Annotated in this window: 27 protein-coding genes and 1 tRNA gene; 3 read left to right on the top strand and 25 right to left on the bottom strand. The window is 72.2% G+C overall.

Features of this window, described 5'->3' with window-relative positions; all coding sequences use genetic code 11:
• Positions 1-247 precede the first annotated feature (247 nt).
• Complete coding sequence (locus ACVUH9_RS21870; protein WP_475760912.1) at positions 248-1,408, top strand: tyrosine-type recombinase/integrase; 1,161 nt, start codon at positions 248-250, stop codon at positions 1,406-1,408.
• On the opposite strand, the gene ACVUH9_RS21865 is transcribed toward ACVUH9_RS21870, so the two are convergent.
• The 4 genes from ACVUH9_RS21865 to ACVUH9_RS21850 are packed head-to-tail and all read right to left on the bottom strand — an operon-like array spanning position 1,399 to position 3,425.
• Positions 1,399-1,632: a hypothetical protein gene (locus tag ACVUH9_RS21865; RefSeq protein WP_475760909.1), complete on the bottom strand. Its 234-nt coding sequence runs from the start codon at positions 1,630-1,632 to the stop codon at positions 1,399-1,401. The two genes, ACVUH9_RS21870 and ACVUH9_RS21865, sit on opposite strands and share 10 nt — an antisense overlap.
• Complete coding sequence (locus tag ACVUH9_RS21860; RefSeq protein WP_475760907.1) at positions 1,622-2,398, bottom strand: ATP-binding protein; 777 nt, start codon at positions 2,396-2,398, stop codon at positions 1,622-1,624. The genes ACVUH9_RS21865 and ACVUH9_RS21860 overlap by 11 nt, the downstream gene beginning before the upstream one ends.
• Entirely contained in the window at positions 2,382-3,227 is an 846-nt protein-coding gene (locus ACVUH9_RS21855; RefSeq protein WP_475760905.1) for a hypothetical protein, read from the bottom strand. The genes ACVUH9_RS21860 and ACVUH9_RS21855 overlap by 17 nt, the downstream gene beginning before the upstream one ends.
• On the bottom strand, positions 3,228-3,425 hold the full coding sequence (locus ACVUH9_RS21850; RefSeq protein ID WP_475760903.1) for a hypothetical protein: 198 nt from the start codon (positions 3,423-3,425) through the stop codon (positions 3,228-3,230). It abuts the gene before it with no gap.
• A 100-nt stretch (positions 3,426-3,525) separates the two neighbouring features.
• Here ACVUH9_RS21850 and ACVUH9_RS21845 point away from each other — a divergent pair, with 100 nt between their 5' ends.
• Entirely contained in the window at positions 3,526-4,002 is a 477-nt protein-coding gene (locus tag ACVUH9_RS21845) for a helix-turn-helix transcriptional regulator (protein WP_475760901.1), read from the top strand.
• 367 nt (positions 4,003-4,369) lie between these two features.
• Positions 4,370-4,777, top strand: a complete 408-nt coding sequence (locus ACVUH9_RS21840) for a hypothetical protein (RefSeq protein ID WP_475760899.1) — start codon at positions 4,370-4,372, stop codon at positions 4,775-4,777.
• A gap of 98 nt (positions 4,778-4,875) precedes the next feature.
• Here ACVUH9_RS21840 and ACVUH9_RS21835 read toward each other — a convergent pair whose 3' ends face one another.
• The 21 genes from ACVUH9_RS21835 to ACVUH9_RS21735 all read right to left on the bottom strand — a co-directional run bounded on the left by ACVUH9_RS21835 (position 4,876) and on the right by ACVUH9_RS21735 (position 22,159).
• The gene (locus ACVUH9_RS21835; RefSeq protein WP_475760897.1) at positions 4,876-5,388 is read right to left on the bottom strand and encodes a hypothetical protein; all 513 of its coding nucleotides are present in this window, start codon (positions 5,386-5,388) and stop codon (positions 4,876-4,878) included.
• On the bottom strand, positions 5,385-5,642 hold the full coding sequence (locus ACVUH9_RS21830) for a hypothetical protein (RefSeq protein ID WP_475760895.1): 258 nt from the start codon (positions 5,640-5,642) through the stop codon (positions 5,385-5,387). The genes ACVUH9_RS21835 and ACVUH9_RS21830 overlap by 4 nt, the downstream gene beginning before the upstream one ends.
• A 9-nt stretch (positions 5,643-5,651) precedes the next feature.
• Positions 5,652-6,242, bottom strand: coding sequence for a M15 family metallopeptidase domain-containing protein (locus ACVUH9_RS21825; RefSeq protein WP_475760893.1), 591 nt, complete (start codon positions 6,240-6,242; stop codon positions 5,652-5,654).
• Positions 6,239-6,523, bottom strand: coding sequence for a hypothetical protein (locus ACVUH9_RS21820; protein WP_475760891.1), 285 nt, complete (start codon positions 6,521-6,523; stop codon positions 6,239-6,241). The genes ACVUH9_RS21825 and ACVUH9_RS21820 overlap by 4 nt, the downstream gene beginning before the upstream one ends.
• 82 nt (positions 6,524-6,605) lie before the next feature.
• Positions 6,606-7,796: a tail fiber protein gene (locus tag ACVUH9_RS21815; RefSeq protein WP_475760889.1), complete on the bottom strand. Its 1,191-nt coding sequence runs from the start codon at positions 7,794-7,796 to the stop codon at positions 6,606-6,608.
• Positions 7,797-7,862: 66 nt separating this feature from the next.
• The gene (locus tag ACVUH9_RS21810) at positions 7,863-8,519 is read right to left on the bottom strand and encodes a hypothetical protein (protein ID WP_475760887.1); all 657 of its coding nucleotides are present in this window, start codon (positions 8,517-8,519) and stop codon (positions 7,863-7,865) included.
• Positions 8,520-8,569: 50 nt separating this feature from the next.
• Positions 8,570-9,808: a hypothetical protein gene (locus ACVUH9_RS21805; RefSeq protein WP_475760885.1), complete on the bottom strand. Its 1,239-nt coding sequence runs from the start codon at positions 9,806-9,808 to the stop codon at positions 8,570-8,572.
• Complete coding sequence (locus ACVUH9_RS21800; RefSeq protein WP_475760883.1) at positions 9,798-10,136, bottom strand: hypothetical protein; 339 nt, start codon at positions 10,134-10,136, stop codon at positions 9,798-9,800. The genes ACVUH9_RS21805 and ACVUH9_RS21800 overlap by 11 nt, the downstream gene beginning before the upstream one ends.
• Positions 10,133-11,305: a C1q-like domain-containing protein gene (locus ACVUH9_RS21795; protein ID WP_475760881.1), complete on the bottom strand. Its 1,173-nt coding sequence runs from the start codon at positions 11,303-11,305 to the stop codon at positions 10,133-10,135. Before ACVUH9_RS21795 ends, ACVUH9_RS21800 begins: the two co-directional genes overlap by 4 nt.
• Before the next feature lie 11 nt (positions 11,306-11,316).
• Positions 11,317-12,948, bottom strand: a complete 1,632-nt coding sequence (locus ACVUH9_RS21790; protein ID WP_475760879.1) for a hypothetical protein — start codon at positions 12,946-12,948, stop codon at positions 11,317-11,319.
• Positions 12,949-12,958: 10 nt separating this feature from the next.
• Positions 12,959-13,417: a hypothetical protein gene (locus tag ACVUH9_RS21785; RefSeq protein ID WP_475760877.1), complete on the bottom strand. Its 459-nt coding sequence runs from the start codon at positions 13,415-13,417 to the stop codon at positions 12,959-12,961.
• 78 nt (positions 13,418-13,495) lie between these two features.
• Positions 13,496-15,061, bottom strand: coding sequence for a hypothetical protein (locus ACVUH9_RS21780; RefSeq protein WP_475760875.1), 1,566 nt, complete (start codon positions 15,059-15,061; stop codon positions 13,496-13,498).
• Positions 15,058-15,798, bottom strand: a complete 741-nt coding sequence (locus ACVUH9_RS21775) for a hypothetical protein (RefSeq protein WP_475760873.1) — start codon at positions 15,796-15,798, stop codon at positions 15,058-15,060. Before ACVUH9_RS21775 ends, ACVUH9_RS21780 begins: the two co-directional genes overlap by 4 nt.
• Entirely contained in the window at positions 15,798-17,669 is a 1,872-nt protein-coding gene (locus ACVUH9_RS21770; protein ID WP_475760871.1) for a hypothetical protein, read from the bottom strand. The genes ACVUH9_RS21775 and ACVUH9_RS21770 overlap by 1 nt, the downstream gene beginning before the upstream one ends.
• Complete coding sequence (locus tag ACVUH9_RS21765) at positions 17,669-17,836, bottom strand: hypothetical protein (protein ID WP_475760869.1); 168 nt, start codon at positions 17,834-17,836, stop codon at positions 17,669-17,671. The genes ACVUH9_RS21770 and ACVUH9_RS21765 overlap by 1 nt, the downstream gene beginning before the upstream one ends.
• Positions 17,837-17,874: 38 nt before the next feature.
• Entirely contained in the window at positions 17,875-18,420 is a 546-nt protein-coding gene (locus tag ACVUH9_RS21760; RefSeq protein WP_475760867.1) for a hypothetical protein, read from the bottom strand.
• Positions 18,421-18,439: 19 nt separating this feature from the next.
• Positions 18,440-18,862 (bottom strand): hypothetical protein, encoded by a 423-nt coding sequence (locus ACVUH9_RS21755; RefSeq protein WP_475760865.1) that lies wholly within the window; start codon positions 18,860-18,862, stop codon positions 18,440-18,442.
• A 9-nt stretch (positions 18,863-18,871) separates the two neighbouring features.
• Positions 18,872-20,332 carry a hypothetical protein gene (locus ACVUH9_RS21750; RefSeq protein WP_475760863.1) on the bottom strand — a complete coding sequence of 487 codons (1,461 nt, stop codon included), beginning with the start codon at positions 20,330-20,332 and terminating at the stop codon, positions 18,872-18,874.
• 486 nt (positions 20,333-20,818) lie between these two features.
• Positions 20,819-20,901, bottom strand: a tRNA-Leu gene (locus ACVUH9_RS21745).
• A 10-nt stretch (positions 20,902-20,911) separates the two neighbouring features.
• The gene (locus tag ACVUH9_RS21740) at positions 20,912-21,571 is read right to left on the bottom strand and encodes a hypothetical protein (RefSeq protein ID WP_475760861.1); all 660 of its coding nucleotides are present in this window, start codon (positions 21,569-21,571) and stop codon (positions 20,912-20,914) included.
• Positions 21,572-21,805: 234 nt separating this feature from the next.
• Positions 21,806-22,159: a helix-turn-helix domain-containing protein gene (locus ACVUH9_RS21735; protein WP_475760859.1), complete on the bottom strand. Its 354-nt coding sequence runs from the start codon at positions 22,157-22,159 to the stop codon at positions 21,806-21,808.
• Positions 22,160-22,325 lie beyond the last annotated feature (166 nt).

The following is a 22,325-nucleotide window of genomic DNA, read 5'->3' as shown; positions in this document are numbered from 1 at the left end:
CTCGAAAACTGTTGTAGGGGTACCCCCTCTACCGAGGGTTCGAATCCCTCCCCCTCCGCCTCCAGAACAAGAAACCCCCGCGAGAGCGGGGGTTTCTTCGTTCTCAGGTCGCCCCGAACCGGACGAGCGGCGTGCTCGGCGTCACCGACCCGTTCTCGGGAATTCGGCGTCAAACGGCGTCGCATGGCGCGCACACGGGATAGCAACGGGATAGCGTCCGCCGCCCGGCGGGATAGCGTCCGCCACCATGGCCGGGCGGAACAGCTACGACGTGACCGTCGAACGCGGCATCAAGCAGCGCCACGAGACGGCCTGCCGCGCCGGCGACGGCAAGCGTTGCACCTGCCGCATCCCCGCGTTCATCGCCTCCGCCACCCTCTCCGGCCAGCGCCGCTACTCGCCGACGCTGCGCTCGCTCAGCGCCGCGCGCAGCTGGCGCCGGGACGCGATCACCGACAACCTGCCGCCCCGCGGGGACGACCAGCAGGACGACCCGAACGCGCTCTCCGTCCGCGACGGCTGGCGCCAGTTCCTGCGGGCCGCGGAGGCCGGCGTCGCCCGGACCCGCTCGGGCACCGAGTACCGCCCCCGCGCGCTCCAGGACTACGACAGCGCGATCCGGACCCACGCGCTCGAGCGGATCGGCGACGCGCCGCTCGAGCAGCTCGACGCGGCGACGGTCCAGCGCCTGATCGACGAGCTCGCCGAGAGCGGCGTCTCGCCGTCGCGGCAGCACGCGGTCGCGACGGCGATTCGCGCGCTGACGCGGTGGGCCTCGCGCCGCGGCACCGGCCAGCGGGTCAGCGGGCTCGAGCTGCCGCGGGTCCGGTCGCGAACGCCCGACATCCGCGACCCGCCGGCGATGCGCGAGCTGCTCGACCTGGTCGCCGACCCCGAGGCCCGGCTGTTCGCCGCGCTCGGGGCCTACGCCGGCGCCCGGGCCTCGGAGATCGCCGCGCTCGACGCCGACGACGTCGACCGCGACGCGATGGTGCTCCGGCTCGGCGAGCACGAGGACGGCCGCAAGACGGCGGCCGCTCGGCGGGAGGTCCCGATCCTGGCGGTCCTCCTGCCCGACCTCGACGCCCACGGCGTCGCCACCGGCCCGCTGTTCTCGGCCGGGCGCACGATCCGCGCGCGCTACGACCGGCTCTACCGCACCACCCGCGCCGCCTGGGAGCAGATCGAGCCGCGGCCGACGCCCCACACGCTCCGCCACAACTGGATCTCGTGGCTGCTGGCCGCCGGGGTCCCGCTGCCGGCGGTGCAGCGGCTGGCGGGGCACGAGACGCCGCTCGTGCCCGGCGTCACGCTGGCGGTCTACGGCCACGCCACCGGCGACCACGTCGCCGAGGCGCGGCGGACGATCGACCGCTGGATCGCGCAGCAGCCCCGACGTCAGTCGTAGGCCGCGCGCTCCATGTGGAACGAGACCCAGCGCTCGAGCTCGGCGACCGGCCAGTGCTGACGCCGCCCGATCCGGACGGGCCGGATCTCGGGCGCGACCTCGGCCCGGAAGAGGTCGCGGCTGATCCCCAGCATCGCCGCCGCCTCGGTCGTCGTCAGCATCAGCCGCTGGTTGAGGGGAAGCGAGCGCGCCCGGACCCCCGCCGGCGGACGTTCAGCCTCCACCGCTGCCCCCTCCGGCGTCGCCCCAGGCGGCGGACCGACCACGGCGGTCGTCGCCCTCCAGCCGCACCACCCGCGCCAGCGCCCGGTCGGTCAGGCGCGACGCGATCGCCTCGCCGTAGGGCTCCGGCCAGCGGCTCGCGAGCCCGCCCATCGAGAGGTTCGTGGTCACGACCAGCGGGGTCCGGTTGGCGTAGCAGCCGTCGATCGCCGCGAACACATGCTGCGCGGCGTACTCGGTCGGGCGGGCCTTGTCGAGGTCGTCGAGGGCCAGCATGTAGCGCCCGTCGAGCAGCGCCACCGCGTCGTCGTGGCGGCGGCTCCCGAACCCGGCCGAGAGATGCGCGAACAGCACCGGGACGGTCCGCCAGAACCCCGGGCGGGACCGCAGCCGGTAGCGGAACGCCGCGGCGGCCAGCGTCGACTTGCCGACGCCGATCGGCCCGGACAGGATCAGGATCGGTGGCCCGCTCCCCGTGGCCCACGCGCGGCTGGCGTCGCGTGCCTCGCCCGGGGCCTCGTCGAGCGCGATCCCGGCGTCGGCCGGCACCCCGGACTCGCGGAGATGGCGATCGGCGCGGACCTGCGACGAGCGACGCTCGCGCTCCTCGTCGGCCGCCTCCTGGACCGCCCGCCGCTGCGCCGCGCAGGCCGGGCACAGCCGCGAGGCCGACAGCAGCACGCTGGCGAACCGGGCCGGCACCAGGCCAACGTCGACGACGAACTGCCGCCCGCAGACGCAGGTCCGGCTCTCAGGCTCCACGTGCATAGTCCCGGTCCACGATCGTGCTCTCGTCGAAGCGCGCGAAGCGCGCCTCGGTCCCCGACGGCAGGCGCGGCGCGTCGTCGCCTTCGACGATCGTCCGCAGCGCGGCGAGCGGGTGCTTGATCCGCCGACCGCGGCCCCAGTGCGCGCAGCGGATCGCGGCCTCGACGATGTCGACGTCAGGGTGCTGCGCGGCCAACCGCGAGACCGTCGTCCGGTCGTGGACGTGCAGACCGGCGGCGGCCAGGGTGTCGCAGGCATCCTCGATCGACTCGGGCAGGGTCAGCAGCGCAGCAGCAGGCGGCGCAGCCTCACCGCCGGACCGCTCGGTCCCACGTCCGCCCGCGGCTGCTCCCTGCTCCATCGCTCCCTGCTCCATGGTCCTTGATCCCTGGTCCTGCTCCGGCGCGCCCGCGTGAGGCCCGGGCTCCCCCGCCGAATCCGGGGCGCCCCCGGGAAGCTCCGGAGCGGGCGGGATCCGGCTCGGTGACGGCTTGTTGACCCGCTGGTGCCGCTGCCACTTGGGCAGGCAACCGAACGGTCCCCGGGACGGCCCCGGGGGTTCCGGAGCGTTCCGCGCATCCCCCGGGCCCCCGTAGAGGCGCACGAGCCCGACGTCCTGCAGCTCGCCGAGCCACCCCGGGATGCCCGCGAGTGCGTCGTCGTCGTAGCCGAACCCGTGGCCGGCGATCATCGTCGGGACCGCGCGGAAGCGCCCCTCGTCGTCGGCCATCGTGATCAGCACGACCCACAGCAGGCGCGCGTCGCGGGAGACGAAGCCGACCCGTTCGTCCTCCCAGCACTCGGGCTTGAGCGTCCGGATGCGCGCCATCTAGGCCGCCCGCCCGCCACGTGTGCCCGCCGAGTTCCGGGCGAGCCATTCGGAGACCGCCTCGCGGTAGGACTCGGCGATCGTCATGCCCCGCAGGTCGGCGACGTCGCGAACGGCGCTGTGGGTGTCGATGCTGATCCGGGCGGGGATCGGCTCCATCCGGGTCGTGACCCGTGGCGGCTTGTTCGGGGTGGCCATGCCCCGAAGCTAACAGAAAGCGAAAGCGAAAGCAATCGACCGCGAGGGCGACCCCAGCCCGCTTTCGCTTTCGCTTGCGGCCTGCTAGAACCGTGCCCCCATGACGCCCGCCCCCGACCACGATCCGCGCGATGTCTTCGCGGGAAACGTGCGCGCACAACGCACGCGGCGCGAGCTCACCCAGAGCCAGCTCGCCCAACGCGTGAGCACCTCCGTGCAGACGATCCGCGCCTGGGAGAGCGGCCGCCGCAGCATCACCGAGCCGATGATGGAGCGCCTGGCGAGCGCGCTCGAGCTGACCCCGGACGAGCTCTGGCCGGACTGGACACCGCAGACGACCCCGCGCGGCGGCCGCCGGACGGCCGCGCCGCCGACCAGCGAGCGGCTCGACCGCCTCGAGGCCGAGCTGATCGCCCTCCGCGAGGAGCTCGAGCACGCCGGCGTGATCAGCCCCCGGCCCCACCAAGCCGTCGCCGCGCTCCTCGATCACCTGGAGCAAGTTGCAGATGAGGCCGAGCGGCGAGACGCTGGATCAGCCGGATCGCCTGACGCAGATCAGCAGCATCGGCCCGGGTGAGCCCCTCGACCGCAAGCGCGTCGACCGACGCCGCTTCAACCGCTCTCGACATGACCTCCCACGCCTCACGCAAGGCATCCTCTGGACGGACCTCCCGGCTGTCAGAGTCGCCGAGCTCACTCACCAGGATCGGGGGCTGCATGGTCAGCTTCTCCGCTCCAGACCGCCTCTATCGCCACCAACGGGAATTGGTGATCTCACGTCGCCGGGCGGTGCGGTCGGCGGCGAGGTGGACAATGTGCCACGCCCCTCGGACGCCACAGACCAGAACGTACGTTCGATTCGGGTCAATTGCGGACAAAGCCCCTGCTAGCCACTGGGGCGATCGAACGAGCGTCCACGCCATCCCCAATCGAGGCAACTGCCCGTGACCGAGGACCTGTCCACCGACGAGGCCGCCCGCGCGCTCCAACGACGCGTCTGGGCGGCTGCGATCCTCGGCGGGCACCGCGGCCTCGGCGAGCTCGCCGAGGCGCTCGACGCGCCCGGTCTCGCCCACGGCAGCCTCCGCACGCTCCGCCCCGGGACGCCCGACATCGACCGCAAGCTCGAGGCGATCGCCGCCCACTGCCAGGTCCCGACCTGGTGGCTCCGGCACGGGTTCGGGGGCGATGACCGCACCACCGCCGGCGCCGAGGTCGTCGACCCGCTGCGTCGCCGCAGCAGCGGCGAGCTCGGCCCGATCGAGGACCGCCTGACCCAGCTCGAGCGGACGATCGAGCGGATCGCACGGGCGACGTCGGAGTCGACGACGCCGCGGCCGCCGGCGGGCTGAGCGGGGGACGGGGCGAGCGGGCGAGGCGGGCGAGGCGTGGAAGCAGGCGACGCCGGGACGCAGGCCGCGCCGGGACGACGCCCCCACCCGCCCGACGATCAGGCCAGCCGGCGGTGCCAGGCGCTGGCGCGGGCGAGGACCGACTCGCGGTACGCCTCGGCGGCCGGGCCGGCACCGTTGTAGCGGCGGATGCCCTGGGCCTTGCCGTGCGCGTCGATCAGCGCCGCCAGCTGCCCGAACGCGACCCGGATGTTGTGCCGAGGCGTCCAGCAGCCGCCGAGCCCGTCGGCGGCGTCCTGGAGCTCCCACCAGGTCAGCTGGGCGGGGCCGACGCCCTGCATGCCGAGTTGGCCGCGGGTCCGCTTGTACTCGAGGTAGCGCTGCTTGGTGACGACGAGCCGGTTGTGCCCGCAGATCCCGCCCGAGCACGAGCCGGCGGCGGTGCGGTCCGAGCCCCAGATGTTGCGGAAGCCCGACTCCTGCTCGATCAGCGCGAACCCGAGCGAGACGGGAATCCCGGCCCGGCGCGCCTCGAGCACGATCCGGAGGCTGTAGTTGGCTCCGTGGCGCTTGGCGCGGCGGGCGAGCAGCAGGTCGGCGGCGCGGCTCACGAGGCGACCTCGTCGTCGACGGCGAGCGCCGCGGTCTCGTGGTCCTCGACGACCAGCGCGGTGACCCGCGGCGAGCGGGCGGACACGGCGACGGTGACGAGCAGGACGATCGCGACGGCGACGTCCGCCGGCAGGTCGAGGCCGATGGCCGATGCGACCCACAGCAGGACGACGACCGCGGCCGCGGACGCGCCGGTTGGGTGCTGGGTCGCGACGCTGCGGGCGGACTCGACGGGGGCGATGGTGGCGGACACAGAGGACTCCTAGGAACGTGAGGTGAGAGAGCGGTGGCGGGCACGCCGGTCGAGGCGGTCCCAGCCGGTGCGGTCGGCGGCCGACGCGATCCGGATCGCCATCCGCCGCATCTCGGCCCGAAGGCGCCGGCGGCCGGCCGGATTGACGTTCCGACGGCGCCAGTCGTCGTACTGACGGATGGCGGTCCGCTCGGCCAGCGGGTAGCCGGCGAGCGGATCGGCGAGCGCCCGGGCAAGCTGCCGCAGCGCGGCGGCGGACGGGGCCTCGATGTGCCACGCCTCCCCCGGGACCGGGAACGTGACGGCGAGGCCGCGGGCGCCGAGCCAGGCGGCGAGCCGGCCGGCGCCGCCGTCGAGCGCGTCGACATCGATCGCGTGGTCGATCCGGCCGACCCGGATGTGCGGTGCGTTCGCCGACGGCCGCGCGGCCAGGTTCCCGCGGCCGGCGCGGTAGAGGTCGTAGAGGTGCTGCTGCTCGGCCAGCGTGCGGTGGCCGCTGTTGAGCACGAAGCGGACGCTGGCGGCGCGAGCGGCGGTCAGGATCACGTGCCACTCGGCGGAGACCGCGCGCCCGGCGAAGGTCCGGTAGCCGATGCTCACGGCAGCAACCCCGCTCCGGCCAGGACGCTGACGACGGCCGCGCCGAAGGCGGCGGCGCCGGTCGCTAACGCCGCCGCCTGCCGGCAGATCCGCCGGCGCCCCTCGGCCCGCCCGAGCTCGGCCTGGTCGCGCGTCTCGACGCGCTCGACGCGCTCGACGAGCGCGGCCAGGTCCTCGCGGACGGCCTGGTGCTCGGCGCCGCTGTCGCGGCGCATCTCCCGCAGGTCGGCGTGCAGCTCGCCGAGCCGCTGCAGGATGATCGTGATCTCGGGCGAGGTCATGCGCGAGCCGCGACCTCCCCCACGAGGCGAGCGGCCGCGGTCCCGCCGCGGCCGTCGCCCGATCGTCCGTTCGTCGTCACCGTCATCGTGCCCGGACGAAGTAGCGCGTGACGATGAACGGCTGCATGTTGGGGTGAGGCTCGTCGGCGTTTCGGGCGTTGAGACCGTGCGAGTGCATCGTGTCCGGCATGCCGAAGGCTTGGGCGGCGTAGTACCCCGCATTCTCATAGGTCCTGTTGGCGAAGCCAGCCTGCATCTGTCCGCCGACGGCCCCCCAGAAGCCACCCCCGGCTTGCGTCGTGCCGTTGCCGTTGGTGCCGCTCTGGGCCGCCGTCAGGGGGTGCGTCTCCACACCACCGATCCCCCCGACGTACCGCGGCGACAGACCGGGGCCGCCCGCCCCCGCCCCGATTGGCCCGCGCCCACGCCGGTCGGGCAGGTTCATCGTCTGGCCCGTGATGCCCCAGGCGGCGAACAGCTCCGGCCACGACGACTTCGAGATGTTCTGCCCCGCCAGCTCAAGCCACTCGGCAGGGCCCGATGGGGCCGTCGTCGCCGGCCAGTCGAGTACGCCGCCGATCGGCAGCAGACCCGTCGGATTGATCGGCCCTCCGGCCGTCCAGGTGTTGGTGGCCACCGTCGGCTCGCTGGTCCCGGTGGCGGGCGTCCAACTGCTCGAGCGTCCCTCGACGTCGATCGTCGCCACGACCGACCGGCCCGTGCCCGCAGCCGCCTCGCGGACCCGCAGGAAGAGGACGCCGTCGACCTCGCGGGCCTCGATCCGGACCGCTGCCGAGCCGCTACCAGCGGCGGCGGCCTGCGCCACCGACCGCCAGCCGGTGTCGCTCGCCGGCACCACCGCCAGCTCGTAGCGCGCGATTCGCTGGACGCCCGTAGCCAGGTAGGCGAGCGTCACCGAGACCGTCACTCCCTGGTGAATCAGGGACCCGAGCTCGACCACGCCCGTGGCCGACGCCGGCAGGTTGCGGGTCTCGCGGATCAGCCGCCGCGCTCCGTCGGTGTGGAGCGGCAGGTTGTCGCTGCTGACCCGCGCCAGCGTCGGTTGCGGCCAGGTCCCCGCGAGGTCTCCCGCAGCCGTCCGCGGCATCGCGGTCTCGAGCGAGGTCCCGTCGTCGTAGAGCAGCTCCTTGGTCGTGCTGTCCCAGAACAGCTTCTTGGGCTCGCGTGTCGCCGGACGACTCTCGGTGCCGCCCTGGTGGACCTTCGCTACGTTGCTGTCGATCCAGACCGCAAGATCCTTCTGCTGGTCCATGCCCGCCGGCCGGTCGCCGCCGGCATAGAAGGGAACCCCACGGGGGGTGGTGTCTCGTGCCATTGCCTAGCCTCCGTCAATCAAGTTGTTCCAGCTGTTGTTCGCCGCGATCGCGGCGTCCCAATCGTCGTAGCTCGCGACGACCTCGTCCCAGTCGCGCTCGTTGCGGATCGCGATGTCGACGATCAGCCCGATCGGCACGGCCGCCTTGACCGCCTGCCGCAGCGCCTTGTCCGTGCCCGGAATCAGGTCCGACTCGCGGACGATCACCTGCAGGTGGTAGGGCGCGTCGACGGCCGCTCCCTGGTTGGGGTCGTAGCGCTCGCGCAGCCGCACGCGGCTCTGGCCCTGCATGAACTGGAGCGCGGCGGCGAGGATCGCGTCCGGGTGCCCGCGCCGCCAGCCGAGGCGGTCGGCGATCTGCCGCCGCCAGCGCCGTTCGACCTCGGGTGCCGGACGCTGCCACGCGCCGAGGATCGGCAGCAGCTGCTGCCCGTAGGCCTGCCCGCACCAGCGCAGCGCCCACCACGGGCAGCGATCCGGGTCGAGGACCGCCGACCACGGCGGCTCGCCGGTCCGTGGGGCCGGCCTCGAGGCGTCGTCCAGCCATGACTCGACGGTGGTCCACGCCTCGACGAGCGAGGCGAGCACCCAGCCGTTCTCCGGATCGGGGTACGTCAACGGGCCGAGCGAGCGGTAGAGCTCCCACGCGAAACGCGACATCGGCCGCGGCGGGACGGGCACCTCGCCCGGACGGGAGACGGCGACGGCGCTCACGGCTCCCGCACCCGGAGCTCGACCTCGATCGACGTGCGCCCGGGGTCCGGCAACGCCACCACCGGCACGTCGAACTGCTTGTCCGCATTGACGCCGTCGATCGTGACCTGGGTCGGGTCGACGTAGTCGATGCCCTCCACCCCGTCCGCGACGGAGACGATCTCGCCGATCCGCAACGTCGACGTCTCCGACCAGCGCTGGTCGTCGGAGATGCGAGAACGAGCGCCGAACGAGCCCGGGGCGAGCCACGCCGTGAGGCGCTCGCGGACGGCCGCGGCCGACATGGGCGCGACCGCATTCACGTCGCCCGCGGGCCAGGCGTCGGGCCAGATCGCCACCCGCAGCTTGATCGTCACCGGCACGTACTTCGGCGGGATCACGAAGAACTCGAAGTTGGCCTCGCGTCGAGCCTCGAGGGCCTTGCGGACGGAGCCGAGGATGCCTTCGCCCGGGTCTGCCCCGTTGGGTCCGGTCACGACGACGGTCAGGCAGCGCGGCTCGTCGGGGGTCGCCGAGTAGGGGTAGGCAGCGTCCTCCGGGTCGTTCTCGACCGTCACCCGGACCTGGTCGAGCACCAGCACCCGGCCGACGCCGGGCAGATCGCGGACGAACGCAGCCACGTCCTCCGGCACGACGAGCTGGTCGGCCAGCAGCCGCAGGCGGCGCGAGCCGCGGTCGAGGTACTCCTCGTCGGTCTCGCCGTCCGAACCGAACCGGACCACGTCCAACGACAACGACTCCAGCCAGTTGTACGCCTGATCCGGCTCGAGGGGCTGCGGCGCCACCAACTCGCCGAACGACCCCTCGGTCGTCGTCTGGACCGGGATGCCCGAGACGGTGGTCGTGCCGGCCGGAATCGTGGCGTCGTCCGTCGTCACCAGCGCCACCGCCGTCTGGTCCGGCAGGTAGCCGACCATCGTCGCGCCGGACGGCAGCCGGTAGGTCTCCAAGCCATCGGTCTTGACGGTGATCTCCCCGGTGGCCGGCCGCGGCATGTCGCGCGCAATCCCGACCGTCTGCACGACCTGGCCCATGATCGACGCGAGCACGTCCGACATCACGTCGACGAGCAGCGCCGTCTGGTCGGCCCGCGCGCGGTCGACCAGGACCTCCAGCGCGGTATCCCGTTGCCGCCACTCGGGCAGCAACTCCGCCAGGCGACCCATCGAGGCCTCGTGGATCGCCTCCGGGTCAGCCTCGAGCGCCTCGAAGATGTAGCTCTCGTCACTCGCCATCAGATTCCTCTCCTGCCATGCCGATCTCGATCCGTAACCGCTCCCAGCCCTCGCCCCGCGACGGGTCGGGCATCCGCACGACGGTGACCGCCGCATCGGGCTCCTGCTCCTCGATCGCCGCCTCGATCAGCCCCGGGTCGGGGTCGCCCGTCAGCAGCTCGAGCGCCGGCAGGCCCATCTCCGGAGCGAACGGCAGCTGGCCGAGCTCGAGCGTGCCGATCCGGGCCACCGACTCGAGGACGGCGGTCGCCGAGTCTCCGCCGCAGACGGCCGTCGAGCCGGAGGGATCGAGGCGTATCGGCCACCGGAAGGTTGGCTCACTGGTCATCCGATCTTCTCCCCCTGGAAGTTGCACGGCCCGATGCCCACGTTCAGGGGCCAGGCCGTCGCGCGGTTGTGCTGGACCGAGACGGAGAAGTAGTCCGTCGTGCCGTTCGCCTGCACGGTGCAGGTGCCCGAGGAGACGGGGAGCGCCGCTCCGTACTGGACCGACGCGCCGCTCCGCGACGAGGCCCCGTTCTTCCCGAGATTCGCCTGGAAGTACTCGCCCTCGCTGATCGCCTGGCCGCCGACCGACCACGACAGCCGGTACAGACCCGCGGCCTGCGGCGTGAATCGCCCTGTGGCGACGTTGAACCAGGAGCTGACGTCGAACTCGACCGCGTCGAACGGCACCTGTGCTCCTGCGGCGAGCGCCGCCGGTCCGCTGCGGTAGGCCGAGAACGCTCCCTGCGTGGAGGCCGCCGCACCGGGGTTGGCGCTGTTCCGTATCCGCACGATCCACGCCAGCGCCAGGTAGGGCGGCATGTTCTCGTGGGCGACGGTCGCGTTGAGGGCGTTCAGCCCGTGTCCGTGGTCGCCTGCGGGCGAGGCCGTGACGTACTCGAGGTACTGGCCCCCGTTGAGGCGTCCGAGGTGACCGCCCCAGCCGCCGACTCCGGCCACTCCCGTCCAGTCGGTGGTGATCAGCGTCCCGCCGCCCTCCTGCGACGAACCGGTGATGTTGTGCCCGTGCTGACCGGCCGACTTGGTCGTCCCGTTCGGATGGACCCCCGACTGCGCGGCCTGCAAGAGGACCTGTTCGGCGCCCCCACGTTGCCCGAAGGGCCTCGCTCCGGCGCCGAACACGAAGGCGCCGGCCAGGTTCGGAACGGTGAACGTCGCGTCCGTCGTGCGAACGGTCCACGGCGACGACGCGCCGTCCGCGGCGACGGCCGCCTCCGCGAATGCGTAGCCCTCCGGATAGGCGGCACGGGCGAGGCGCTGGCCGTTGGCGAGCACGTAGTCGGCCGGGGGAAGCGACGACGTCCAGCTCTGGACCGCTCCGATCGGGATGTCCCCGATCGTGGTTCCCTGCCGGGCTGTGGCCCATACGCCGCCCTCGACGACGTAGCCGACGCCGCCGAAGACACAGGTGCGGCCGTCGAACAGGTCGCTCGTCGGCAGCGCCGGGACGGTGGGGCCGAAGGTGCCGACGGCACCGATGTTGCGGGGCATCCGTCCTCCTCCTAGCCGAAGATCGCGACGCGGATGGTGTTGGCCGCCTGCGCGAGCCCGAAGGTGATCGTGACGTCGCCGTTGGTGGCGATCGTCGTGTCCGCATGGACGACCTCTCCGGTCGCCTCGAAGACGGTCGAGACGAGCTTGCCGCGGCCGCTGCCGAGGCCGTGCGTCGCCGCCGGGATCGCGATCGTGATGCCCGTCGCGTGCGTCGCCCCGTTGTCGTACTTGCCGATCGCCGCGAGCGCGGCTCGGGCGGCCACGGCGGTCGTCGCGCCGGTGCCACCCTTGGCGATCGGCAGGGTGCCCGTGACCTTGGTGGTCGTCAGGTTGACGGCGTTGCTCGCGAGCTCGTTGGGGCCGATGCCGCCGGGGGCGACCTTCAGGGGCCGGACGAAGTTCCCGCGCGAGTCGGCGAGCGACGCCTCGGCCGCGGTCAAGGTCACCTCGTCGAGGACCACGCGCAGGTTGGTGGTCGGGGCGGTGGAGTCGCCGAAGCCGAGACCGTACGTCTCGCCGGACACCGCCATGTCGACGATCACGTCGCTCGCCAGCCGTTCGGGGGTCACGGCCTCGAACTGCAGCTTCGCGCCGCTGACCGAGAGGTCCTGGATCTGTGCCGTGCCGACGCCGGCGTTCGCGATCGACAGGGTGTTCCCGGTCTTCGTAAGCCCCGTGCCGGCGACGACGACCCCCGCCGACGAGAACTGCACCCACGTGATCGCCGAGGTCCCCAGGGTGCCTCCCTGGTCGGAGGCACAGGTCCAGCCCGTGTCGCCTTGCGTCGTTCCACGCTGAACGAAGACGAAGGCCGAGGGCACCTTGGCCCAGGTGTCGAAGTCGTCGCTGCGGGTCAGGACCCAGCGCGCCGACGCCGAGCCGAGGCTCGTCACCGTGTAGATGCCGTTGTTGGCGGCCACCACCTCGTTCTTGACGAGGAGGCGATCGCCGACCGCCAACGGGATGCCGTCGATGCTCGGGAGCACCGCGTTGACGCTCGCCGTGATCGTGTTGGCCGTGATCGTGTTCGTCGGCAGCGCCGAGGGCGTCGCCGCGACGACGCCCTTCTTCGGGTCCAGTCCCTGGGCGATGCCGTCGACGTAGCCCTTGGTCGCCGCATCGGTTGACGCCGTCGGGACAGCCAGGCTCGTGATCCGCTGATTCCCGAGCGACACGGCGGCGTTCGGAGCAACGAACTCGCTCAGCCGGTACGCCTTGACGACCGCGGCAAGGTCCGAGATCGTGCTCGCGGCCTGTGTACCCGTGTGGTTCGCCCGCGCCCGGTCGGTGGTCGTGTTCGACGCCAGCGCCGTCGCCAGCGCAGCATTGGCGGCCGAGCCGAAGTCCGAGATCGTGCTCGACGTCTGGGTGCCGGTGTGGTTCGCCCGGGCGAGCGGGTCCGTGGCCAGCTTCCCCAGGTCGATCGCCGCAGCGCTCGCGATGTCGCCGTTGACGATCTGCACCGCAGAGTCGCGCACGGTGACGCCGCTCGAGCCGTTGTTCAGGCGTAAGCGACCGCTGGGGTCCAGCCAGAGCCGTCCCCGCTCGCCGGAGACGAAGGTCGGATCGGCCGCAAGGTTCTCTAGCCGAGCCCGGATGAGCTGGTAGAGCGCTACGTCGAGATTGTTGCCGAGCTTCATGCGCAGGTCCTCACGTCAGGTAGGCGCGGCCCGCGGTCGGGGCGCCAAAGTTCACGGTCACGGTCCGGGAGGACTCGTTGTACGCCACGTCCGCGACCACCACGGAGCCGCCGACCACTGTCGTCACGTTCGGGGGGACGGCGCGGGTCGAGGGCCAGGGGATCGTCCAGGTGGGGAGCGCCTCGCCCTGAACGTGCCGAACGTCGCCGGCAGCGCCACCGCCGCCCGGCTCGCCGGAGTCCATCCGCGACGGAACCCACTCCGCCAGCCACATCCGCCCCTCGTCGTCGGCCGCCACGAGAGCCGCATCGCCTACCGCCGGCAGGACGCTCCCGCAGGGCGCCCAGTCGCGGATCTCGTGGCGGAGCTCGCGGGGCTCGGACAGCAGACGGACGCTGAGCGGGTCCCCGAGGTCGGCCGGTGCGGCCAGGACCTCGGCCCGGTGCAGCACGGGAGACGCGGCGCTCATGCGCCGGCCACCCATCCCTAATCCAGCAAGATCAGCCATCAGAGCAACAGACTACGCTATCCATCAGACGCACCTCGACTAGCGGGGCTCGAGCCGCTTGCCCCGCGCGCGGCGCAGAACGACCTCGGCGATGCTCCCGTGCAGGGGATCGACGTCGATCGTGTCGACCAGCCAGCGGCCGGAGACCGGCCGCTCGTCGTCGACCATCGCGACCATCCCGGGCAGCAGGGCGAACGCATCGGGCAGCGCGACCCGCACCTTCAGCTCGGCCGCGGTCTTGCGGTAGTCCCACGACCACTCCAGATCGAGGATCTCCTCCTGCTCGCGGTTGATCTCCCAAACCGGGTTCTGCCGGATCATCTCGCGCTCGGTGGCGAAGCCGAGCGTGTTGTTGACCGCCCAGCGGTGCCACCGCACCTCCTCGGCCAGGGCGCCCGTCACGTCCCACCAGTTGATCGGGCCGTCCTCGCCGCTGGTGCGGAACTTGTACTGCCCGCGGTAGTTGCGATCGGCGCGCTCGTCCGTCTCGTCGTCGTCCTCGTCGGCGGCCTCGTTCCGCGACAGCCAGAGGTCGACCGTCTTGGTCGCCTCCGTCTGCCACCGCAGGGTCAAGGCCATGTCGGACTCCTGGACCTCGTCGACCATCTCCCCCAGATCCCCTCCCGAGGCGTGCAGCGAGCCGTGGACCTGCTTCCAGCCCTCCTTGCCGTTGCGGCCGAGCAGGAAGGCGCGGGTCGCCTTCTCCGTGTCGAGGATCTCGCGGTCGGTGCCCCACGCAGGCGTCTGCCCGAACGGGCCCCGGTGCAGAAGGTGACCACGGCCGGACGTCGCCGTCGAGCGCGTGTACTTCGGCAGCCCGGCGTGGGACGCCTCGGTCACCGCCATCACGCACGCGATCATCACGCGCCGGCCCGCGCCAAGGGTCACGGCCGTGCTCAGGACGTCCTTCAGGCAGTCGCGCTGCACGCGGCTCGCGGTCGCCCCCCGGACCTTCACCTCGTCGGCACGGGAGCCCCAACCCGACGAGCCACCGCCAGACGGCCCCTTGTGGGTCGCCCGCGCCTTCCCCGGCTTCTTCTCCTTGTAGACCCCCTGCTTGACCTTCAACTCGGGGATGTAACAGGGGATGCCGCCCCCGGCCTTGACCGCGAGCGCGAGCCGCCGCACGAACTGCGCGCGGGTCACGGACGACCGAGAGGCCGTCATCGGCCGCTTGTGCGCCCGCAGGTACGAGGCGATCCGGTCCTCGCAGATCAGGCTCCAGCTGCTGCCGAGTTGCTCGATCCGCACGACCCGCCACATCACGTCACGCCAGCGCGCGTCGACCCCCTGCAGGAGGTGGTGGTTGCCGATCGCGTCGAGGCCGATCAGCGAGAGGTCGCCGGCCGGCCCGGCGATCGTGACCGTCAGCGTGGCGGCCTCGTCCAGCGACATCCGCAGCTGCGTCGCCGTCACCTGGCCACCCAGCGTCACGACGGGTGCGTCCTGCGGGTAGATACGGACCTTGCTGAACTCGGCCGGCTCGGGCTTGGGCACCAGCCGCAGCCAGGGCCTTGCGTCGTAGCCGGTCTTCTTGGCCTTCTTCTTGACCTTCAGCGTGGCCGAAGACTTCAGCGTGATGGGCTTGGGCAGCTTGCCGGTCATGTCTTCGGCATCTTCAGCGTCTCGCCGCGCCGGACATCGGTCGTGGAACGGCGCTGGACCTTTCGCTTCCCCACGCTGTGCGGGTTCAGCTTCGCGATCTCCCGCCAACGGGCCTGGTCACCGAGGACGCGGCCCGCGATCGTCGCGAGGTCCTCGTCCTTGCCGACCGTCGCCGTCCGCTTCGCGACCTCGCCGTTGGCCTTGCGCTGGTTCTTGCGGGCGTCGATGTCGGCCCGGTCGAGGTCGACCCAGCGGGTCAGCTTGAGCACGAAGTGCTGGCGGACCCGGTGCTTCTCGCGCCAGATCGCCTCGCCCTGCTCGATCCCGGTCAGGACCCAGAGACGGTTGCTCGCGCCCGGCACGATGCCGGTGACGCGCAGGGGCCGCGGCTCGCCCCAGGGGCGCCCCGCGAAGCTCGGCTTCGCCATCGTCTCGAGCTCGGCGATCTGCTCCTCGACCGACGTGTCCGGCCACCCGTCCAGGAGGCACGGGATCGTCAGCCGCTCGCCGGTCTGCCCGGCCCACCAGGTGCGGGTCATCCGGAAGGGGACCTCGACCTCCTCGAGCCGCGGAACCTGCGAGTCGAACGTCGCCGGCTGATCGTCGAGGCGCAGATGGACGCTCAGCTTGCCCTTGGCCACCCGTAGGCGGACCCACCCGTAGTCCGGCTTCCCGCGCGCTTCCCGGCTGCTGACGTGGAACTTGGTCGGCTTCTTCCTGTCCTTCTTCGGTGCCATCAGCGTGCCAGGGTCTTTCGCTCCTGCTGCGCGGCGACGGACCGGTAGAGGACCCTGCCGTCGACCTGCAGCACCGTTGGATTCAGATACACGCCCTGGCCGAGCCCCATCTGCCAGGCCGGCCGGGCCGCCACCGGGGCCTTGCGCTTCCGCGGCGCGGGCTTCGACGGCGCAGGCTGCGGAGCGCTCCACTGGTGGTTGGGCTGGGCCAGGCTCACGGCCGGCACGATCTGGAGCTGCGGCGCGGGCCGTGCTGAGACCGCTGGGCGACTACGCGACGCCCTTGCAGCTCGGGTCGACCGAGCGTCCGGCGTGCCCCCGCCGAACTTGACATTGAGCCTCGGGTCCTTCGCCGCCCCGGGCCGCCCGGCACGCTCGCGGGCCTGCTGCCGACGCGCGGCCGCTGCGGCACGCGCGCTCGCCTTCGTGTCCTTCGGACGTGCGGCCCACGACGGCAGGTCGAACTTCGGCGACGTTCTCGCTCGCCTGACCCAGTCTCGTGCGAACTCCGGGTCGAGCGGAGCGTCGTCCTCGTGCTTGTCCCGCTTGAGCAGCCCGGCGCCCCATCGGAATGCCTCGTTGAGCTTCTTGGTCCCACTCGCGAGGAACGGCATGGCCACCAATCCGCCGCGAACGCTCGGCGGCGCGCTGTCGTACGCCGTGTCCTCGACCTCGTTCAGCTTCTTCTTCGCCGCCGCCTTGGCGTCGAACCCGGTGAGCTTCTTCACCGCCTCGTTGCCGAAATCGAGAACGTCTTTGGCGGCGAGCCCCCAACCAAGCCACGGGACCCCGCGAGCGGCCCCCTTCACGCCCCACCGCAGCACCGTGTTCATGAAGGCGTGCTCGGCACCCTGCGTGGCAGCCCGCTTGGCGGCCTTCTCCGCCACCTTCCGCTCTGCCTTCCGCAGCCCCTCTTGGAGGTCCTTCGCCCCATGGACGCTGCCCGCCGCATCGAGCCCCTTCAGGAGCGGGGCATCCTCGCCCCCGAAGACGCCGTCGCCGAAGATCTGCTCACCGGTGAGCAGCAATGCTCCCCCGGCGCCCTTCTTGAGCCTCGCTGCCGTACGCGCGCGGGCCTCGAGCACCTCACGCTCGGCGTTGCGAGCGGTGATGCTCAACCCACGTTCCCTGGGAGTTCGGTTGCGACGCCGATTCGAATTGCGTCCACCGCCAGCGTTCCTGCGGCGGTCCTTTCGCTGAGCGCGACGGTGACGCTCACGTTGCCGACGTCGACGGCGTTGGTCGCCCGTCTCGCGACGAGGCTCCTCCGCCTCGCCGGGAACCAGCTTTCGCACGCCTTTCTCTGCGCCACTCGCCAGCCGGTTCAGCGTCGACATCTGGCCCAGGAACTCGAAGGGATTCTCGCCCAACTTCCCGCCGATCAGCGGGTTCTCGCCAAAGAGATGCTGATAGGCCTTGTCGGCGGCGTAGTGCCCCAGCGCCGCGCTGCCGACCGCCGCACCACGAGCAACGCGTCGTCCGAGGGTTGGCGGGGTTCCACTTGCCCGCTGGCGACGACCGCCTCGCCTTGCTCGGTCGCGAGCCTGCTCCAGCGACGTCACGATCGTGTCGCCCGACCCCAGGCTGCCGGAGAGCTTGAGCGGATTGACGATGGCTCCGGTGAGTCCGCCCAAGAAGGAGTCGCCCTTCTTCGGCGGCTCGGTCTGCTCAAGCTGGCCCGCAAAGAACTGACCTGGCGTGGGCCAGGAGGGTCCTTCGAACAGGACGTTCGACGACAACCCGGCGCGTTTGCGGGCCTGCTCGAGCGCCTCCGCCGCAGCGTCGTGCTGCGGGGTCCCACCGGGCACGTTTCGTGCCGCTTCGTTGCCGCGCCTCTCTGCCTGACGCAGCGCCTCGTCCTTGGTCGCCATCAGTTCCCTTCCTCACCGAATGCTTCGGCCATGTTCTGCCGTTCCCGGCCGTCCGCGAGCCCGGCCGCCCGGTTCGCCCGGGCGATCCACCAGCGAACGGCTGCCGGCTCCGACTCCTGCGCGACGGCGACCGCCGCCGCCCCACCACCGGGCAGAGCGAGCAGCATCGCCACCGTCTCCTCTACGTCCTCGTCGGGCGGGGCCGTCAGAGCCCCAACGTAGGGTCCTGCGCCCACAGCCGGTAGATCCGGGCCGCCGCGACCACCAGCTGCGCCTCGACCTGCGGCGGCGTACCGGACAGGTACAGCTCACGGACCGCGTCGCGGTCGTCGCGGATGACCGGCGCCGCACCCCGCAGGCTGGTGCCGTAAGCCAGGGCCAGCTCCTGGACCGAGAGCCCGTCGACGGGCTCCCAGGTGCCGCCGTCGTCCGAGAGCGCGGTCACGCACTCGGCGTTGCGGGCCAGGAACCCGAGATCCCGCTCGACGTCGACGTCGTCGGCCCAGTCGTTGGCGATGGTGACTTCGGCGGTCCGCGGAACGCCGAGCCGCAGACCGAGCCCGCCGCCGACCGTCTCCGGCAGCGGCAGGTCGAACGTGCGGTTCTCGCGAGCCCCGGCCGCGGCGGCGCGGACCCGGTCGAGGATCGACTGGTGCCCGCCGCCGTCGGCGGCGGACTCGGCCGCGGGGCCGGCGCCGAAGGACGGCTCGGTGACGACGACCGCGTCGTCGGTGTCGAGGTCAGGGCTCACGATCTCCATGGTCAGCCCCCTAGAGCGCCGTGCACTCGACGGTCATGATCTGGACCGCGCCGGACTCGGAGTCGAGATCCGAGTCCTCGGCGACGATGATCATGCCGACGTAGGGCTTCGGGTCACCCACGGGCCGCTTGTTGGCGTCGAGGCGCTGGACCATCACGACCGACGGGTGGCCCTCTTCGACGGCCGTGTCGAGCAGGCCGCCCGGGCCGACGAGACCGGCGTCACGGACGTAGTCGAACTCGCGCGTGATCTTGACGTTCTCGCGCTCGGTGACGCCACCGATCGCCTGACGGTCGGCCATGCCGCCGGGGCGGTTGAAGGTGCCCGCGCTCTTGATGCCGCCCCCGGTGAAGGTCTTCCAGGGGCCGGAGATCGCGGTGTCACCCACCTTCAGGGTGATGCTGTGGTTCCTCGAGGTCAGTACGGTCGCCATCAGGCTCTCCTACGCGTTGGTGATGTTGTCGCCGGGCGAGCGCACGACGAGGTTCAGCTGGACGCGCTCGGCGACCGGCGGGGTACGGATCTCGGCGTTGGCCTTGAGCCAGCCGTCCGCCAGCGACTGCTGGCTGTTGACCGACGGGAAGCGGGTGTCGTTGCGGTAGGCCTCGGCCGGCGTGGCGCCGTAGAGGTTCCCGGCCAGACGCTCCTCCTCGGCGACGGCGTTGAGGCCGCCGGAGAGCTCGACGAGGATGCTGCGGTCACCCTTGACGCGCCGCAGCACGAACCGCTCGAGCACGCTCTGGGCGAGCGCGCGGTAGCGCATCACGACGCGGCTGCCGTTGACCCAGCGGTAGGCGGGATGGACGGTCGTGTCGGCCAGCGTGCGGGCGCCGTAGATCCGCGGCGCGCCGTTGATCCGGGCGATCACGATCACGCCGGCGTCGTTCAGCGCCTCGCGATCGGCGTCGCTGTAGACCGTCTCGACGTCGAGCGCGTGCGAGTGCTCGCCGAAGCCCTGGCCCGCCGGCGGCTGGCCGACGCCCTCGGTCGCGTCGGTGTAGGACGCACGACCGACCCAGAAGGCCGAGGCCGGGACCCAGCGGATGCCGCCGGCCGGGGCCGGGACGCGGACGCGCGGGGCGACCATGGTGCCCCACTCGCCGTGGCCGAGACCGGTCAGCGTCTGCGCGCTGGACGCGAGGTCGTCGGCTTCGAGCGCCGGGTTGGCGTCGAGGACCGCGAACCGCAGGCACTGCTCGTCGGCGGCCTTCGCGAGCAGCGCGGCGTGCACGTCGTCGGTGAGGCTCGGCGGGGTGGCCGGGATCGACGGGGCCGTGAGCTGACCGATGCCGTGCTCGGGCGTGATCCGGTCGAGCGCCGCTTGGTAGGAGGCGGCGTCGATCGTGCCGTCCAGGCCACCGGCGAGCGACTTCGCGAGGGCGACGGTCGGCAGGCCGTTGGTGGCCCCCGCCGTCAGCGTCACGTACTGGGCGCGGTCGTGGGACCAGGCCAGCAGCTGGTCGCGGGTCGTCGCGGCCGGGGACTGCTCGAGGGTCTTGCCGTCGAGCGTCACGATCAGCCGGACGCGCGAGAGCTCGGCATCGGCGACCTCGACCTTGAGGCCGTTGCCCCACAGGCCGCTCGACGTGGCGGTCACGGTGAGCGCGCTCCCGCTGGTGGCCGGAAGCGCGAAGGTCGCGGCGGCGGCACCGGTGCCGACCACGCGGACGAGGAAGCCCCGGGCCAGCCCGGTGGCGAACGCGGTCTCGACGGCGTCGTGGAGGACCCCGTTGGCCGGGCGGTCGCCCGCGATCCGGAGCAGATCGCCGTAGCTGGTGATCTCGACGGGCTCCTGCGGGCCCCGGGGCGTCTGCCCCAGGAAGAAGCAGGTACCGGTGGCGGCGAGGCTGCCGGCTCCGGCAGCGACGTCGTGGATGTTGATCTCCTGGCCGGGTAACGGCATTAGGTCTCCTCAGTTGAGGTCGTGGCCCCGCGGAACGGGGCGCTGGAGGCGAATCCGGGCGTCGCGATCGCGAGCCCGGTCGTGATGAGTCGATGCGCGTCATCACCACTGACGGCGACCGCGACCCTGCTCGCGGCCGGCACGGGGCCGGCGACGAGCGAGGACGCAGCGGTAGGGATGAGCCGAGGCATCAGACCCCCCGACTGATAGCTAAATCAACTGTCAGCATGACGTGCTGCGTCACTCTACTAGCGATCCAGGACAGATTCACGGACGCCACCCCGCGTCTGGACCAATAGGCAGTAGCGGGGCATCATCGCCACCGATATGAGCGCCGTCCACGAGGACCGCACGCTCCCCGTCGGCACCGAGCACCAGCTCGAGGCCGAGACCGGATGCCGCCGTCCCCGCGGGCACGACCCGGGCCAGCCCGAGCGGCCTCCACACCCGACCGAAGCCGCCGTCGTCCTCACCACCTGCCTGCAGTGCCGGGAGCGGGACTCGAACCCGCACGCCCTCCCAGACAGCGGGGTTTAAGCCCGCCGCGTCTACCGTTCCGCCATCCCGGCAAGTCATCGATCAGGCCCCGAGGTCCGCCGAGGCGTCCAGCTCGAGGTGCGTCCGGGCGACCGTCGGCTGGTCGCCCTGGTCGTCGGGGGTCGTCGGCGCCTCGGAGGCCGGCGCCAGCGACCCGCTGAGCGAGAAGAGCGGCCCGGCAAGGACCCCGAACGTCTGGATGCTGATCCCGGGCATCTGCAGCGCGTCCGGCTCCGGCATCACGTGCCGCTCGCGCCGGAAGCGGACGTCGATCGCCTGCTCGAAGTCCTCGACCAGGCTCAGGCCGACGCAGGCCCGGATCGCCGCGCCGTAGAGCCCGGCCAGGCGCTCGGCCTCGGCGCGATCCTCGAGCAGCACAGCCGCCTCGACCTCGAGCTTCCACCAGCAGTGGACGCCGCCGTCGATGTGCAGCGCGTCGCGCTCCATCTTGCGCGCCGAGACCAGCACGCGCGGGCTCTGCGCCGCGAGCGCGGGCGCCTCGGCGTGCCAGACGCCGATCCAGCCCGGGCGGGGCACGAGGCCCGGGGTGCCCTGCTGGCGCCCAGCCTCGTCGAGCCACGGCACGAGCCGCCGCTCGAGGCAGTGGGCGATCGCCTGCTGGAACTGCCAGGAGTCGAGCAGCGGGCCGGCCTGCCGGACCGCTCGCTGCTCCGCCGGCATCGGGGACCAGGGAATCGTCATCAGCAGCTCACCCCAGCCGGGTCGTTGTGACAGGTGCGTGGTCGCACGTCGAGGACCCCGCCCCGCGACCGCCGGCGACGCAGCAGCGCGCCGCCGGCGTTCCGTAATTGAGCCGTCGGGGCCGCGCAGGGTGCGGCCGGTCCTTCGACGGATCGGTCGGGAAGGGGGAGCGGTGTTCGTGACGTCGCGACCACAGATTAACGAGTCTAGCCATTATTCCGGCGTATCTCGCTACTACGCGGCCGAAGCCGTCGTGGACGAGAGCCCGAGCTCCGGCGCAACCGCGCCCCGCAGGACATACGTCGCCGTGCCGTTGCCCTCGCGGCGCGAGACGATCTCGTGCCCCTCCTGCCGCAGCTCCCAGATCCGGGCCGCCACGCGCTGGACCGGCTGACCGCCGTCGATCACGGCCGGTGCGGCGAAGGCGGTCTCGTTGACCCCGGAGGGACGAACGCGCAGCACGGCGAGCACCCGCTGCTTCTGGGTCGGACGCCGATGCCCCGGCGAGCCCGCCGGCCGATCGGACGCCCCGGCGGTCCGCCGCTCGGCGCCACCACGAGACCCCTGATCCATGCCGTCGTCGCTCATGCCGAGGACCGTAACAGAAGGCGAAAGCGAAAGCAATAAGCGAACGAAGCCCCGCCTCGCCGAGCTGCCCAGCGAGGCCGTCGCCGCTCCCGCAACGGGATAGGGACGTGATAGCCGCGAGGATCTCCCGTCTACCAGTGCCAGTCGACGACCTCGAAAACTGTTG

The organism is Patulibacter ginsengiterrae (assembly GCF_056269115.1).
This window is presented reverse-complemented; position numbering and strand designations above follow the sequence as displayed.

Coding starts and splice junctions, on each gene's coding strand:
- ACVUH9_RS21770 (WP_475760871.1), bottom strand. CDS start 17,669: ATGGCGACCAAGGACGAGGCGCTGCGTCAGGCAGAGAGGCGCGGCAAC.
- ACVUH9_RS21775 (WP_475760873.1), bottom strand. CDS start 15,798: ATGGCACCGAAGAAGGACAGGAAGAAGCCGACCAAGTTCCACGTCAGC.
- ACVUH9_RS21800 (WP_475760883.1), bottom strand. CDS start 10,136: ATGACCAGTGAGCCAACCTTCCGGTGGCCGATACGCCTCGATCCCTCC.
- ACVUH9_RS21735 (WP_475760859.1), bottom strand. CDS start 22,159: ATGAGCGACGACGGCATGGATCAGGGGTCTCGTGGTGGCGCCGAGCGG.
- ACVUH9_RS21805 (WP_475760885.1), bottom strand. CDS start 9,808: ATGGCGAGTGACGAGAGCTACATCTTCGAGGCGCTCGAGGCTGACCCG.
- ACVUH9_RS21795 (WP_475760881.1), bottom strand. CDS start 11,305: ATGCCCCGCAACATCGGTGCCGTCGGCACCTTCGGCCCCACCGTCCCG.
- ACVUH9_RS21855 (WP_475760905.1), bottom strand. CDS start 3,227: ATGGCGCGCATCCGGACGCTCAAGCCCGAGTGCTGGGAGGACGAACGG.
- ACVUH9_RS21740 (WP_475760861.1), bottom strand. CDS start 21,571: ATGACGATTCCCTGGTCCCCGATGCCGGCGGAGCAGCGAGCGGTCCGG.
- ACVUH9_RS21850 (WP_475760903.1), bottom strand. CDS start 3,425: ATGGCCACCCCGAACAAGCCGCCACGGGTCACGACCCGGATGGAGCCG.
- ACVUH9_RS21785 (WP_475760877.1), bottom strand. CDS start 13,417: ATGAGCGCCGCGTCTCCCGTGCTGCACCGGGCCGAGGTCCTGGCCGCA.
- ACVUH9_RS21870 (WP_475760912.1), top strand. CDS start 248: ATGGCCGGGCGGAACAGCTACGACGTGACCGTCGAACGCGGCATCAAG.
- ACVUH9_RS21845 (WP_475760901.1), top strand. CDS start 3,526: ATGACGCCCGCCCCCGACCACGATCCGCGCGATGTCTTCGCGGGAAAC.
- ACVUH9_RS21820 (WP_475760891.1), bottom strand. CDS start 6,523: ATGACCTCGCCCGAGATCACGATCATCCTGCAGCGGCTCGGCGAGCTG.
- ACVUH9_RS21750 (WP_475760863.1), bottom strand. CDS start 20,332: ATGCCGTTACCCGGCCAGGAGATCAACATCCACGACGTCGCTGCCGGA.
- ACVUH9_RS21810 (WP_475760887.1), bottom strand. CDS start 8,519: ATGTCGCGTTTCGCGTGGGAGCTCTACCGCTCGCTCGGCCCGTTGACG.
- ACVUH9_RS21780 (WP_475760875.1), bottom strand. CDS start 15,061: ATGACCGGCAAGCTGCCCAAGCCCATCACGCTGAAGTCTTCGGCCACG.
- ACVUH9_RS21815 (WP_475760889.1), bottom strand. CDS start 7,796: ATGGACCAGCAGAAGGATCTTGCGGTCTGGATCGACAGCAACGTAGCG.
- ACVUH9_RS21790 (WP_475760879.1), bottom strand. CDS start 12,948: ATGAAGCTCGGCAACAATCTCGACGTAGCGCTCTACCAGCTCATCCGG.
- ACVUH9_RS21765 (WP_475760869.1), bottom strand. CDS start 17,836: ATGCTGCTCGCTCTGCCCGGTGGTGGGGCGGCGGCGGTCGCCGTCGCG.
- ACVUH9_RS21860 (WP_475760907.1), bottom strand. CDS start 2,398: ATGCACGTGGAGCCTGAGAGCCGGACCTGCGTCTGCGGGCGGCAGTTC.
- ACVUH9_RS21755 (WP_475760865.1), bottom strand. CDS start 18,862: ATGGCGACCGTACTGACCTCGAGGAACCACAGCATCACCCTGAAGGTG.